10 protein-coding genes are annotated in these 14871 nt (G+C 66.9%); 6 read left to right on the forward strand and 4 right to left on the reverse strand.

Annotated features, from left to right (window positions below; translation table 11 throughout):
• Window positions 1-9: 9 nt before the first annotated feature.
• Complete coding sequence (locus H284_RS0113455) at window positions 10-456, reverse strand: SRPBCC family protein (protein WP_020076667.1); 447 nt, start codon at window positions 454-456, stop codon at window positions 10-12.
• Complete coding sequence (locus H284_RS0113460) at window positions 453-2021, reverse strand: phytoene desaturase family protein (protein WP_020076668.1); 1569 nt, start codon at window positions 2019-2021, stop codon at window positions 453-455. Before H284_RS0113460 ends, H284_RS0113455 begins: the two co-directional genes overlap by 4 nt.
• 266 nt (window positions 2022-2287) lie before the next feature.
• Here H284_RS0113460 and H284_RS0113465 point away from each other — a divergent pair, with 266 nt between their 5' ends.
• The 4 genes from H284_RS0113465 (at window position 2288) to H284_RS0113480 (ending at window position 5553) form a co-directional block, all read left to right on the forward strand.
• A complete protein-coding gene (locus H284_RS0113465) occupies window positions 2288-4291 on the forward strand; it encodes a DEAD/DEAH box helicase (protein ID WP_020076669.1) in 2004 nt (667 codons plus the stop codon).
• Window positions 4292-4471: 180 nt separating this feature from the next.
• Complete coding sequence (locus H284_RS0113470; protein WP_026307305.1) at window positions 4472-4762, forward strand: WXG100 family type VII secretion target; 291 nt, start codon at window positions 4472-4474, stop codon at window positions 4760-4762.
• The gene (locus H284_RS0113475) at window positions 4740-5300 is read left to right on the forward strand and encodes a hypothetical protein (protein ID WP_231371228.1); all 561 of its coding nucleotides are present in this window, start codon (window positions 4740-4742) and stop codon (window positions 5298-5300) included. The genes H284_RS0113470 and H284_RS0113475 overlap by 23 nt, the downstream gene beginning before the upstream one ends.
• Window positions 5281-5553: an EsaB/YukD family protein gene (locus H284_RS0113480; RefSeq protein WP_020076670.1), complete on the forward strand. Its 273-nt coding sequence runs from the start codon at window positions 5281-5283 to the stop codon at window positions 5551-5553. Before H284_RS0113475 ends, H284_RS0113480 begins: the two co-directional genes overlap by 20 nt.
• A 46-nt stretch (window positions 5554-5599) precedes the next feature.
• Here the strand turns inward: H284_RS0113480 and H284_RS0113485 are convergent, their stop codons facing one another.
• The gene (locus tag H284_RS0113485; RefSeq protein WP_231371229.1) at window positions 5600-6241 is read right to left on the reverse strand and encodes a hypothetical protein; all 642 of its coding nucleotides are present in this window, start codon (window positions 6239-6241) and stop codon (window positions 5600-5602) included.
• Between the two features lie 79 nt (window positions 6242-6320).
• Window positions 6321-9128 (reverse strand): type VII secretion protein EsaA, encoded by a 2808-nt coding sequence (gene esaA, locus H284_RS0113490; protein ID WP_020076672.1) that lies wholly within the window; start codon window positions 9126-9128, stop codon window positions 6321-6323.
• A 137-nt stretch (window positions 9129-9265) separates the two neighbouring features.
• On the opposite strand from esaA, the gene essB reads away from it, so the two are divergent.
• Window positions 9266-10399: a type VII secretion protein EssB gene (essB, locus tag H284_RS0113495; protein ID WP_020076673.1), complete on the forward strand. Its 1134-nt coding sequence runs from the start codon at window positions 9266-9268 to the stop codon at window positions 10397-10399.
• Window positions 10396-14871, forward strand: coding sequence for a type VII secretion protein EssC (gene essC / locus H284_RS0113500; RefSeq protein ID WP_020076674.1), 4476 nt, complete (start codon window positions 10396-10398; stop codon window positions 14869-14871). The genes essB and essC overlap by 4 nt, the downstream gene beginning before the upstream one ends.

Raw genomic sequence — 14871 nt, forward strand, 5'->3', positions numbered from 1 at the left:
GGCGCGTCGTCACTGGGCGGCGCGCCCTCGCGCCACCCACTCCAAGCGACGCAGCGTCTCCGCGTTGCGCACGTGCAGCATGCTGTCCGCCAGCACGTCCGGGATGCGGGTCACCGGACCGGAGTACGGAAACTCCTCCATCCGCACGACGCAGCCGCCTGCGCGGGGCTTCACGTCGATGATCACCCGCTCGGAGCCGAACGGCCGTGTCTTCGCCTCGAGCACCATCCGGCGCGGCGGGTCCCACTCGTCGATGCGCGTCTCGTCGTTCAGGACGAGCGGCCAGACGCCGATGGAGTGATGGAGACGGGATCCGACGGCCGGGTACCGGCTGTCGGCGGCGCGCAGTCGCGAGGCGCCGACGACCCAGGTCGGATAGACCCAGGGGTCGGCGAGGACGGCGAAGACCTGCTCGGGCGTGCAGGCCATACGGCGGACGTTGACAGACATGTTCACTGCTCCGGAAGCTCGTGAGGATGGACGGGGTCGGGCAGCGCGGCGACGGGCCGGGCGATCGTCTGGTCGGGACCCGGCGCCAGGTCCGGCATCCGGGTGAAGCCGAACTCGTGGCGGAGGGCGCTGCGTGCGGCGTAGTACCCGCCGAGTCCGTGCACGCCCGGCCCGGGCGCCGCGGACGACGACGCCAGGTAGAGTCCGTGGCCGGGCATGCGCCACGGGTCGGTGGAGAGGACGGGGCGGGCCACCAGCTGACCGAAGTCCGGCGCGCCCGCCGAAATGTCCCCGCCGATGTAGTTCGGATCGTGCTGCTCCATCTGCACCGCGTTCTTGGTCGCCGTCCCGATGATGAGGTCGCGGAAGCCGGGGGCGAACTCCTCGATGCGCCGGATGATCGCCTCTGTCTGATCCTCCGTCGAACCGCGCGGGACGTGCGTGTACGTCCACAGGACGTGCTTGCCCGCCGGCGCCCGCGTCCCGTCGAACAGGGAGGGCTGCGAGACCAGGACGTACGGTGCGTCGCTGTGCCGCCCGGCGGCGACCGCGTTCTCGGCGCGAGCCGCCTCGGCGCGCGATCCACCCAGGTGCACGGTTGCGGTCTCGTACAGGTCCGGATTCGTCCACGGCACCGGGCCGGAGAGCGCGAAGTCGGCCTTGAACACGCCGTTGCCGTCGCGGAACCGGGAGATGCGCCGCAGGTAACCGCTGGGCAACCGGTCCTCGGCCAGCTGCGCGGCGTGCTTCACGTGCGTATCGAAGACGACGATCCGCGAGTCGGGGAGCTCGGCGAGAGACTCGACGGGCGTGTCGGTGACGACCTCGCCGCCGTGAGCGACGATGTCGGCGACCATCGCATCCGCGATCGCCTGGCTGCCGCCGACCGGGATGGGCCAGCCGCGTGCGTGCGCGTAGGTCGCCAGCGTCATTCCGGCGGCTGCTCCTGCGACGCTCGGCAGGGGGACGGTCGTGTGGGCGAAGACGCCGGAGAGCAGAGCGCCCGGCGCCTCGGTCCGGAACGGCAGGTCCCACCACGGGCCGCCCTGAGCGATGGCGGTCAGCCCGAACCGTGCGGCGACGAGGGGATGCCGTGGCACCTGCAGCAGCTGCGAACCGGTGAACTGGGCCACGGCGTCCGCGTGTTCGACCAGCGGGCCGAGCAGGGCGCGCCAGGCGGGGCCGTCGACGCCCAGCGCATCCACCGTGCGGTCGAGGTCGAGGTACGCCATCGCTACCCGGCCCCCAGGAAGCGGATTGCCGTATGACGCGGTCGGCACGACGAACGGCACGCGCTTCTCCAGACCGAATCTGCGGAAGAAGCCGGATGCGAAAGCCAGCGGATGGACGGCCGAGCAGACGTCGTGCCGGAAGCCGGGGAGGGTGAGCTCCTCGGTCCGCAGGCCGCCGCCCACCGTCGCGTTGCGCTCGTACACCCGCACCGACAGACCGGCGCGCGCGAGCGTGACGGCGGCGGAGAGACCGTTCGGGCCCGACCCGATCACGACGGCGTCGAGCTTGCCCGCTGCAGGCCGGTTCCCCGGGGGCGTGTTCGCGGAGGGAGCGCTCATACCTCCCTGTATACCCCGCACCTCGGCGCACACGGAGAGGGATCAGCAGTCCGTTCCCAGCATCCATGCACTATCGTGGGGAGGTCGGCTCTTGACACTGCGCGATCTGCGCGGATGGGTTTGTCAGTCAAGTGGGCCGGTTCCGTACCCGATCGGCGGTATGGATCACACAATCGTGAACGGCCCCGGACACAGTTCGCCCGGGAATCATTCGGTGCGCTGCGGCGTGCCGCCGAGCACTCGACATGAACCCAGGAAGAACATCCATGCCCGGATACAACAACGACCGACGATCGCAGAAGCCGTCCCGCGGCGGAGCGCCCAAGAGTAGCAGCAACCCGAGCCCCAAGCACCGCGGCTACCGCGCGGAGGAGCCGGCATCCGGCAAGAAGGCCCGCTGGAGCGCCGACGAGCGTGCCGCGCGCGGCCGCTCGACGTACGGAACCCGCGACGACAGCACCGGCCGCGGCCGCACCGGGCGCCCCAACTGGGAGCCTCGCGGCAAGGACGCCCGCCGCACCGAGCGGGTGTGGGAGGAGCGCGCGCCGCGCCAGGACCGCCCCCGCCGCGACGGCGACGACCGTCCCCGCCGCAGCTTCGACGACCGCGCGGACCGTCCACGTCGTGACTTCGGTGACCGGACCGAGCGTCCGCGTCGTGAGTACGACGACCGTCCGCGTCGGGACTTCGGTGACCGCGCTGAGCGTCCGCGTCGTGACTTCGGTGACCGCGCTGAGCGTCCGCGTCGTGAGTACGACGACCGTCCGCGTCGCGATTTCGGTGACCGTGCCGAGCGTCCGCGTCGTGAGTACGACGACCGTCCGCGTCGGGACTTCGGGGACCGGACCGAGCGTCCGCGTCGCGATTTCGGTGACCGTGCCGAGCGTCCGCGTCGCGAGTACGACGACCGTCCGCGTCGGGACTTCAGCGACCGCAACGAGCGTCCGCGTCGTCAGTTCGACGACCGCACCGAGCGCCCGCGCCGCGACTCGGACTTCTACCCGTCGCGCGACGAGAAGCCGGCCTTCACACCGACCGACGACGTCGTGCTCGAGCGTCTCGAGGCGGAGGCCATCCAGGCCGAGGACGTCGACGGCGTGACCTTCGCCGACCTGGGCCTCGGCGGCAACATCGTCCGCGCCCTCGCCGAGCTGGGAGCCGACAAGCCGTTCCCCATCCAGGCTGCGACGCTGCCCGACGTCCTCGCCGGCAAGGACGTGCTGGGCCGAGGCCGCACCGGCTCCGGCAAGACCATCGCCTTCGGCGCACCGCTCGCCGAGCGCCTCATGCAGCTGTGGGCCGACTCCGGCAAGGCCGGCGGCAAGCGTCAGCTCGGCCGCGCCCCGCGCGCCCTCATCCTGGCGCCCACGCGTGAGCTGGCGCTGCAGATCGACCGCACCGTGCAGCCCATCGCGCGCAGCGTCGGCCTCTTCACCACCCAGATCTACGGCGGCGTGCCGCAGGGTCGTCAGGTGGGCGCGCTCCAGCGCGGTGTCGACATCGTCATCGGCACACCGGGCCGCATCGAGGACCTGGTCGAGCAGGGCCGTCTGGACCTCAGCGAGGTGCAGATCACCGTCCTCGACGAGGCCGACCACATGTGCGACCTCGGCTTCCTCGAGCCGGTCCAGCGCATCCTGCGTCACACGGCCGAGGGCGGCCAGAAGCTGCTCTTCTCCGCAACGCTCGACTCGGGTGTGGCGCAGCTCGTGGACGAGTTCCTCGTGAACCCGGCCGTGCACGAGGTGGCGGGCGAGGACCAGGCGTCCTCGACCATCGACCACCGCGTGCTCGTGATCGAGCACCGCGACAAGGGCGCCATCATCGAGCAGCTCGCCGACCGCGACGGCAAGACGCTGGTCTTCGCCCGGACCCGTGCGTTCGCCGAGATGCTGGCCGAGCAGCTGGAGGACGCCGGCATCCCCGCCGTCAGCCTCCACGGCGACCTGAACCAGTCCCGCCGCACCCGCAACCTCGCCCAGCTCACCAGCGGCCGCGTGAACGTGCTGGTGGCGACGGACGTGGCCGCCCGCGGCATCCACGTCGACGACATCGACCTGGTCATCCAGGCCGACGCTCCGGACGAGTACAAGACGTACCTGCACCGTTCGGGCCGCACGGGCCGCGCCGGCAAGCAGGGCACGGTCGTCACCCTCATCCCGAAGCACCGCCAGCGCCGCATGAACGACCTCCTCGGCCGCGCCGAGATCGAGGCCGACTTCGTGCCTGCCGCCCCCGGCGACGACGTGCTCCTCACCCTCGCGCAGTAACCCGCGCGGGCCTTCCTCCGCCCACCGCTGGCTTCACGGATTCGTGGAGCCGGCGGTGGGCGCAGTCCGTTAACGAGCCGGACGACCATTGCGGACAGTCGCGGGCATCGATCCGGGCTACCTTCATCCCGCGTGTGATATGTTGCGTTGGAACGTGTATTTCAATGAAAGGTGGTCCTCGTGGCCGTTATCAGTGTCACCCCCGAAGAGCTCAAGACTCAGGCGCAGGTCTACTTGACCGCGAAGAGCGAGATCGAGGCTGCGGTTCAGAAGGTCAACAGCATGAACGGCACCATCGCCGAAGAGTGGAAGGGTGCTGCGTTCGAGGCGTACCTGAACCAGTACGACCAGCTCGCCAAGAGCGTGCAGCAGTTCGAGCTGCTCCTCGAGGACATCAACAAGCAGCTGGTCAAGTACGCGGACACCGTTGCCGAGCGCGATGCTCAGGATGCGCAGAGCTTCGGCTTCTGACGCCGGCGTCGCCCGTCGCGCCGGGGTGGCCGGGCTAGCCCTCGTGATGGGTCTCAGCCTGGCTTCCCCTGCGGGCGCGGCGGCCTGGGCCGACACGGGATCCGACCCCGGCGTCGGCCCGGGTGGCGACGGCAGCCTGCAGTTGCTTCCCGAGGTCATCACCAACGACGGCGTGAGTGCCGGGGGATCGATCGACTTCCCGGTGCGCGCTGAGCTCTTCCTGGCGCCGATGAACGAGCGCGCCGCCTCCCGAGAACTCACAGAGGCGTCCATCCCCCACGTGATCGAGTCGACGGACTTCGCCCCGCACGCGAACCCGCTCTTCCTGCGGGACTACTCGGGCGCTCGAGCGCAGCTGTTCGAGAGCTACGCCCCACACGACCTCCCCGCGACGACGATCGACGGTTCCTCTCAGAGCGCGGACCTCTGGTACACGCTGATGATCGTCGCGGCCCTTCCCCTGACCCTGCTGGTGGCGTTCATCGGCTGGAAGACCGCGTCGAGACGACGGAGGACTCATGGCCGATCGGCACATTGACGTCAGCATCGACTTCAATTCTCAACAGCTCGACCTCCGGGTCCCTGCCGCCGTCACGTTGGCGCGGCTGACGCAACTGATCAGCACCGTGCTCGACGAGCACGGCATCGTCATGCCGAGCGATTGGCATCTCGCGGTGAAGGACAAACCGCTGCGCCTCGGCCCCTACGACGTCGTCGGCGACTTCCCGATCGGCGACGGGGACGTTCTGGCGGTGGTCACGCGTTCGCCGGCGACCTTCCCGAGCTCGTAGCGCGAATCCCGGTAGCGGAGCACGCGGACATCGTCAGGGCTCACCCTCAGCAGAAGATCCGCAGCGCCTCTGTGTAGCGCTCGGGATCGGCACGAGTTCCGACGGTCACGAGGATCGCGTGCGGGCCGATGCGCCGGGTGAACGTGCCCCGACAGGGAATCTGCACCACCGTGGTCAAGCCGCACTTCCAGGCTTGGATCAGCGCCTCGAGCGAGAGGCGTTCCGGCTGTGCCTCTAGTCCTGCCGACGACGGACGTACTCGCTGCTCGAACTGAGCCTGCATCCACTGCTCGGCTTCATCGGTGAACGCTTCGCCGCCGACCTCCTCGCGCCACGAGGGGCCGACGAGTTCGCGCAACAGGCGCGCGCGATCAGGCGAGCCATTCGGAGTCGCCTGCAGGCGCTCGAAGATATCGGGCCTGGGAGTGGTCCCCGCGTGCTCCAGCACCTCCTCCCAGACGCGCGGCCAGACAGCCTCCCATTCCGAGGTCGGTGCAGACCTCCTCATGGCGGGAGCGACGGCGATGGGTGTGTCGACGAGCGCGGGCGGGAGATCGTCACCGATCGGATGAAGCTGCCACGCCTCGCGTACCCACAGTAGTTCCAGCAGTGACTGCAGATCATCGTCGACCCGGATCACCATGTCGTGCGGCCACGGATTGCCAGGCATCGGCTCAATGGAGAACAACGGACTCCCCCTCGACTCGTCGTTCCCATCCTGCCTTCGGGCACGGGAACCGACAATCGGTGGGAGTGCGAGCCGACGATCAGCCGCGCGCTCGCTTGCGGCGCCACGAATTCAGCACCGTCAGCAGGCCCCCGATCAACGAGCCCGCGAGGAAGATGGGGATCCATGTGTAATCGAGTGCCGGTGCGGATGCCGCCGCCTTGGGGGTGCTGTTCGTGGTCGTGATGGGATTCGCGAACGAGTCGTAGATCTTCGCGGGATCGGCGCCGTTTGCGCGCGTGTTGGCGAGCACGGTCGAGAACCGCTCGCTGTAGTCGCTGCTCGTCGCCAGGGTGGAGCTGCCGGTGGAGATGGTTCCGCTCATCGCATCGAGGACCGCCTGAGTCTCGGTCTGCGTTTTCTGAACGCTGGAGACGAGCTCATCGAAATCCGCGGAGTTGTCTGTGATGATCCGCGCGCTGGCCGCGACGTTCTTGGCATTCGCACTCGTCGTGGTCACCAGTTGCGAGAGGGTCTCGTAGAGCGCCGGCCCCGTCTTCTCGTCGAGATACAGCTCGGAGAGGCCCGGATCCTGGTCGTTCCAGGCGGTCGTCTTCAGCTGGATCACCGTGTTGGACTTCGCTTCCCAGAGAGCCGGAGCAGCGTTGACGCTGGTGATCGCTGCGGCGAACCACTGCTCGAGCGCCTGCACGGATCCCGAGAAGTAGCCCTCGGGCACGCTGAGCCCGTTCAGAGTCGCGACGTTGTCGGAGGTGGAGGCCAGTTGCCCTTTGACGGCGCCGATCTGCTTGATGATCGCACCAATGTTGTCCTGGCCGAGTGCCTGGAAGTTGTCCACGTCCACGTCGCTGAGGTACTTCTCGATGTCGACGGCGTCGATGGTGCCGTACCGCTTGGAGACGGATTCCTCGCTGTGAGCGGCGACGATCCCGGTGGCTCCCACCGCGCTCGTGAAGCTCTCGAGGGTGTCGTCAGGGGCACCGTAGAGGAACTGGAGGAGGTTCGCCGCGGTCCGGATGTTGCCCAGGTAGTCGGTGATGGCGACGAATTCGTCGCCCGCGATCCGGTTCTTGGCGGCATCGGCGGGGACGAGGACGTAGACATCCGTCCCGAGGCTGATGGGTGGCACGGGCTCTGCTGCCGTGGTGCCCTGCGCCGTGTACGACAGGGTGGCGCTGCCGGCGACATCCTCCAGGTCGATCGTGTAGGTCAGACTCGCGGTGAGCGGGGCAGTTCCCTCGCTGTTGTCGAGGGTCGCCGTGCCGGTGGCCTGATCGACCGTCGCGCAGTTCGGCGTCGCGTCCGCGCAGGCGGGGGCGACGGTTCCGAGGCCGACCGTCATGCGGGAGGCCTCGAGCGTCTCGGGGAGGTCGACCATCACCGCGTAACGCGATCCGGCGGGAACCGTGACGGGCAGCGTCTTGGTGACCGACTGCTCCGCGGGCTCTGCTGGCGTGGAGACCACATTCAGCTGCGGCGCGGCCGCACCGGTCGGATTCTCCCTCGCGTAATGCTGGATGAGGCCCAGCTGGCTGATGTACGGCTGGGGCTCGAACTCGTTGTGTGCGGCCTTGAGTGCGCTGAACAGCTCGGTGTACTGGGTGGGATCCGTCGGAATGAGGGCGACGAGCTGGTCGATCTTCTCCTTGTAGCGTTCCACGGTCGCTGCAGCGGCGCCACTTCCGCTGAACGTGTTGGACAGCTTCCGCGCGAGCGCACTTCTCGCCATCTCGGGCGTCAAGGTCTCGGGACTGACGTCGTAGTTGCTGTCTGTGATCGGCATCGTGATGCCGAAGTACTCGGAAAGGAGGCGGGTCTCCAAGCTCGTGAGGTCGTCGCGGGACCTGGCGAGTGCGTCCTCCTGATGTTTGAGCGACTCTTTGACTACTTCCACGCGCCCGTTGACAGAGTTGGCTATCCCGTCATACTTCTGCACCGTCTCCTTGAGCGATGCGAGCAGCCCGGTGTGCGTGCCCGAAGCGTCCGTCGACGAGAAGCCGTCCAATCCGCTCCAGCCGTCCGCGCCGGAGAACAACCCGTCGATGTGGTCCGCGAACGCCTGGTCGTAGTAGCTCTTGTCGGATGCGCTCTGATCGCTGAGGGCGGTGTTGCCGTTCGCCACGTTCGTCTTCGCGATCTGTTCCTGCTGGCGGAAGTACTCGGAGAGCGACGGCTGCTGCCGACCCAGGGAGTCGCTGACGGACGTCAGCGTGTTCGTCGTGTTCGTGGTGAAGCCGTTCTGCGCTGACACCCACGCGCTGTTGAGTCCGCGCAGCACCGTCGCCATGTCGATGCTGCCGTCGTAGCTCTTCGCAGTCTTCTCGAGGTCGGGGCGCAGCGTGTTGGAGACACTGTCCAGGAGCGCGGTCTGGCTGGAGACGACCGACTCCATGTTGACCTGGGCCCCGGAGATGTTCGAGGCGACGCTCGCGAAGTACATCTGCACGATTCGGGAGTTGAAGTCGCGGATGATGGTGAACATCCGGCTTTCGAGGCGCTCCCGGGAGAGCTCGTCGTCGCCGACGACGCGGTAGTCGATGGTCGCCTTCACCGGATTCAGGTCCTGCAGGGTCAGCAGATCATGCGAGAAGGTCCTCGGAAGCACGACGACAGCGCTCACCGTCTCATCGGCGAATGCTCTCTCCGCGACGCTTCGTGAGACGACCTGCCAGTTGTTCTGATCGGCGTTCGAGACGAGGCTGACGAACTCTTTGCCGAACAGGTAAGTGGTGCCGTTGAAGGTCGCGGGTTCGTCCTCGTTCACCAGTGCGATCGTCTGCCGGTCCGCAGGGGCGGCCGCCGTGGCTGCGCTGAGCACGTTCGTCGACGCGGCGAGGAGGAGCGCCGAGGCCACGGTGCCGATGCTGATCAGAACCTTCTTGAGCATGTCGATCCCCCATGAATTCGGTCTCGAAGACGAGCAGGATGTGACCTTATCAGGTTATGACCTGTTATATGTCGGTACTGTTACTTCTGAGCGTACGGCAGATCAGGTGCACGGGCACCGCGACGAAGTGGGTAGGTATGAGGGTTTTCGATGGGCGCGAGACGTTGGAGTTCGAACGCACCGGAGAGACGGTCCGGGTACTGCTGGCCGGTGCGCAGATACGCATGGATTCCATCGACATCGTTCGTCACCATGTCACGCTCGCGGAGGACGTTCCCGAGCAGTTCCAAGCCGTCTTGACCTATCGCGTTCCGGCGGCCGCGCGCACCCTCCGCCAAGCGGCTTCGGGGGCTCGCACCCGGCTCGAGAAGCTGCAGACAGCTCAGAAGCTGGCCGCTTTGCGGCCACTGGCCGGCAAGTTCCGAATTCCCTTCCTCCACCCCGAGAACATCGTGATCACGGGGGCAGGCGTCTCCGTGACGCACAGCGGCCTCGTCGGGATCCTCGCGCCGATGGCCTTCGACGACGCGCTGTTCCTGAAGGGATACAAGGCGCTCGTGCTGAGCATCCTGCATCCGCGTCTGCCGTTCGAGAAGCTCATCGATGGCACGGCGACTCTGAAGGACGACTTCGGCAAGCGGATCGCCTCCTTCCCGACCGTGGACGACATCGCTGCGTTCGTCGACCGGGAAGTGGCGGAGGAGGCCTCGAGAGCGTCGCGCGAGACCGTGTCGGTTCGGAAGCTCCGCTACCGGCTCACGACGGTGCTCGCAGCAGTCGCCGTCGTGGCCGCCTCGGTGTCGGGATGGTGGGCGTACGAATCCGTCGTGGTGGCTCAGCCGCGGCAGGAAGCGATCATCACGGCCCAGTCCGACTTCCTGACCAGCGACTATGCGCAGACGCTGAAGGACCTTCAGGAGTACGGCCCGAGCGATCTGCCGAAGTCGGCGCGCTACGTCCTGGCCGTGAGCTCGATCAAGCTGACGAAACTGACGGCCGTTCAGAAGCAGACCGTGCTCAACAACATCTCCACCAAGACGGACGACAACACGCTCGACTACTGGATCCACCTCGCACGAGGAGACTTGGATACGGCGCTCAACCTCGCCCAGAACCTCGGTGACGACCAGCTGACCCTGCTCGCGTACACCGACCTCTACGAGGCGACCAAGCTCGACACGTCGATGGAGGGCGCGCGCAAGCAGAAGCTGCTCGACGAGTACGCCAAGAAGATCGAAGAGCTGACCGCACGGCTCGGAGCGACCCGATGAGCGCGGGTCCCGGCACCGACTTCTTCGCGCTCTCGGCGACTGGACCCTCCGGCGGAGGGCTCCGCGACGACCGGTTGATCGCCGGATCCGTGTTGTTCTCCGTGTATGTGCTCGACGCGGAACTCGTGACGATCCCCCTCACCGAGGAGCGACCGTCCGCCGTCTTCGACGATCTCACCCTCGGGGTCGTCAACGATCGCCTGTTCATCAATGGCGCCGCCGTGCCCGCGGGCGTGACTGAGTGCAACGACCACGTGCTCCTCGTCGTGGATGCTCGTCGAGCGGAATCGACACACCTGGTGTTCGATCCCGACGACCATTTCCTCATCGGCGGCTCCGACAGCGCGAGCATCAGGACCCCGGGTGACACCATGGTCGCCATCCACGGCGATACCGTCATCGCTCGCACGGGCAGTGACTTCCTCTACGTGAACGAGCGGCGGGCGGACGAGCGTGAGATCATCCACGCGGCCGCCGTGGGCGACCGCGTCCTGACTGCGGACTACCTCGTCGAGAGGCGTGCGGCGCAGTGGAGGGTGACCACCTTCGCCGACGGCACGGAGCTGGACCGGAGCACGTTCCTCGAACAGGAGCAGCACGACGAGTTCCCGCCCGACTTCCCCGACTATCGTCGGAGCCCCAGGATCACCCTGGAGGTCCCGAGCGACAAAGTGCAGGTGCACAAGATCGCGCCGGCTCAGAAGCCCGACAAGAACAGCATCCTGAAGGCCCTTCTCCCCCCGCTGGGAATGGTCGCCGTCGGCGTGGCCACCACCGTGCTCTCCGGGCGCAATCCGCTGATGATGCTCGGCATGGCCATTCTGAGCCTGCTGACCGCCGCGTTCACCGTCTCCCAGTTCGTGGCAGATCGGCGTGAGCGCCGGAAGGAGGACGACGCACGCCGGGACGATTACGAGCGTTACCTCGTCAACATCACGGCGTCGCTGACGCGTCTCTGCGAGCAGGAGAAGAGCGTCCGTGACTACAACGCGCCCGGTCCCGAGGCGCTGGTGCGCATGGTGACCGCCTACGGCCCGCGGATCTATGAACGGCTTCCCAACAACAAGGACTTCCTCGACGTCTCGCTGGGGACAGGAGACGCTCCGTCGTCCCTGACGGTCACTTCGGACGCCAACGAGAGAGATGACGACGCGGACACTCGACGGGTGGCCGAGCTGGTCGACCGGTTCTCGACGCAGCAGAACGTCCCGATCACGCTAAGCCTCCGAACGCAGACGCTCGGGCTGGTCGGCGCGGATGACGCCGTGCGTACCGCCGCGGCGAACCTTCTGCTGCAGCTCGCCGTCTTCCAGTCCTATCGCGACGTCAACTTCATCGCCCTGGTTCCGGGCAAGTCGTACCGCGAGAACTGGCACCCGTGGCGCTTTCTCCCGCACTTCACGATGCAGGGCCTCAATGTCCGCGGGATCGTCCACAACGCGAAGACACGGGACATGATCCTGAACAGCTTCACGCAGATCCTCAGCAAGCGACGGCAGGCGCTGACACAGGCGGGCCGGGAGAAGCCGGTCTTCTCCCCGCATTACGTGCTGTCGATCCTCGACGACTCCTACCTCGCCGGGCATGGCATCAACGAGTTCCTCGCCGAGGACATGACGGAGCTGGGCGTCACGGTCATCTGGTGCCGGGAGGACCGCAAGCAGCTTCCCGAGACGGTGTCCGCGCTCGTCGAGTACCGCAACCGGAGCGCCGGCGTGCTCGTGAACGACGACCGCGTCTACGTCGCCCGCGATTTCGTGCCGTATCCGACTCCGCCCGACCGCGACCTGGCGCTGCGCAGGCTCGCGAACCTCACTCACGTGGAGGTCGAGAAGAACGCCATCCCGAAGGCCGTCACCTTCTTGGAGATGTACGACGTCAAGCACGTCGACGACCTGGGCGTCGCCCAGCGGTGGGCCGGTGCGGACACCTCCAAGACGCTCGCCGTCCCGCTCGGTCTGCGCGGGAAGGACGACCTCGTCGAGCTGAATCTCCACGAGCGCGCGCACGGGCCGCATGGACTCGTGGCGGGTACGACCGGCTCCGGCAAGTCCGAGATCGTCCAGTCTTACATCCTGTCTCTCGCCGTGAACTTCGCGCCGGAGGACGTCGGCTTCCTCCCCATTGACTTCAAGGGCGGCGGGATGGCCAACCTCTTCGCGCGGCTGCCCCACCTTCTCGGGTCGATCACCAACCTCGATGGCGCGGCCTCCGCTCGCGCGCTCGCCTCCATCCGCGCCGAGCTCCAGAAGCGTCAGCGCCTGTTCGCGCAGTACGACGTGAACCACATCAACGGCTACACCCGGCTCTACAAGCTCGGAAAGAACTCCGACGACCGTGAGATCGGGGCGAAGTATCCGGCTCTGCCGATGCCGCACCTCTTCCTGATCTCCGACGAGTTCGCCGAGCTCAAGGCCAACCAGCCGGAGTTCATGGAAGAGCTGGTGTCGACGGCCCGTATCGGCCGATCCCTCGGCGTCCACCTGATTCTCGCGACTCAGAAGCCCAGCGGAGTCGTGAACGACCAGATCTGGTCGAACAGCCGCTTCAAGCTCGCGCTCAAGGTGGCCGACGTCTCCGACTCGCAGGAGATCATCAAGACCCCCGACGCGGCCGGCATCGTCGAGCCGGGACGCGCCTATCTCCAGGTCGGCAACAACGAGATCTACGAGCTGTTCCAGTCGGCCTGGTCGGGGGCCGACTACGACCCGGGCAAGACCGAGAAGAAGACGGTCGATGAGCGCATCTACCTGATCAACGACTTCGGGCAGTACGAGCTCTGGACCCGCGACCTGTCCGGCGACGAGGCGGCACAGGAGGCCCGGAAGGAGAAGGTGAGCGAGCTCGACGCGGTCGTCGAGCATCTGGCGGCGCTCGCCGCGGAGTCGGGGGCGGTCCTCCCGGAGAAGCCGTGGCTGCCGCCCCTGGGGAGCCGGATCCCGTCGCCTCCCGTCGACGCGGAGCCGGGCGTCCCGCTCGGTCTGCTCGACATCCCCAGCAAGCAGGCGCAGGAGGTGTACCGCTTCAGCCTCGCTGAGGCCGGCCACACGGCCGTCTTCGGCAGCCCGGGCTACGGCGCCTCGACGCTGCTCCAGACGCTCGTGATGAACCTGGCTCGGCAGAACACTCCCGAGCAGATGCAGTTCATGCTGCTGGACCTCGGAAACAACGGACTGCTCCCGTTGGCGCCCCTTCCGCATGTCGCAGACATCGTGACGTTGGAGGAAGACGAGAAGTTCCAGAAGGCCATGGAGCGCATCGCCGGCGTGCTGGCCGACCGGAAGAGCCTCCTCCGCAGCGTCGGCGTGGCAACCCTCGCTCAGTACACGGTCAAGACCGGCCAGTCGCTCCCGACCCTGCTGAACGTCCTCGACGGCTACGACGGCCTCGCCCAGGACAAGCGGAAGGAGGCGATCGACGCCCAGCTCATCCAGGTCCTGCGAGAGGGTGCGGCACTCGGCGTGTACCTGGTGCTCACGGCGAACCGCGCGAACTCGATGCGCATGAACATGACCAGCAACATCCCGACCTCGATCGCCCTCTATCTGAACGATGAGGCGGACGTCGCGGCCCTCTTCGGCCGTGATCGGGTCATGCAGGCCGAGATACTCGGCCGCGGCCAGCTCCAGCTCGAGTCTCCGACCGCGATCCAGATCTTCCTGCCCTGCGACGGAGCGGACGATGCGGCCGTTCTTGACGCCCTGGAGAAGGAGGTCGCCGCCATCGGCGAAGCGTGGACGGGCGTGCGCCCGGAGCGGATCCCAATGGTGCCGCAGGAGCTGACGGTGGAGGCGTTCGGAAGTCGGGTATCCCGCGGGGCGTCCCAGAACAAGCTCTTCCTCGGGTTGAACAAGAGCAGTGCCCTGCCGGAGAGCTTCGACCTGTTTGTCGGTCAAGCGTTGGCCATCTTCCCTGCGACAGGGAAGCAAGCGGCGTCAACGTATCCGTTCGTGATCGAAGGTCTGCTGGATGCGATCGCCGGCGAACACCTTGTCGTCATCGACGCTCATGACACGCTCAGGCCGCTTCTCGGAGCTACCGAATGCCTCTACATCGGAAAGGCGGCGCTGAAGAGTCATGCCGAGGCGGTCAAGAAGGCGCTGGCGGATCTGACCGAGTTCGGAACACGGACGCCGAGCTGCATCCTGATCAACGGCATGACCGATGTGTTGGAGAAGCTCATGCTGCCGACCGATCAGCTCGCCGAGCTTCTCGGCGCGAGCGGCGATCACGTCCAGGTGATCCTGTTGGACCACGTCTCCAAGGTGAACAGCAATTTCGGCTTGATCGCGACACTCAAAGAGAACGTGGACCAGATCCTCTTCGGTGGCGATCTGGGAACGCAGCGGTTCGTCGACAACCTGCCGCTCGCGGCCCGGAGGCAGGCGGCCGGCAAGAACGTCCTCCATTCGCTCAAGGATGACGAACTCTCCGAGATCGTCATCCCCACCATCCAGCAGAACGAAGGATGA

The sequence above is a fragment of the Cryocola sp. 340MFSha3.1 genome (assembly GCF_000383315.1).
Taxonomy (GTDB): Bacteria; Actinomycetota; Actinomycetes; order Actinomycetales; family Microbacteriaceae; genus Leifsonia.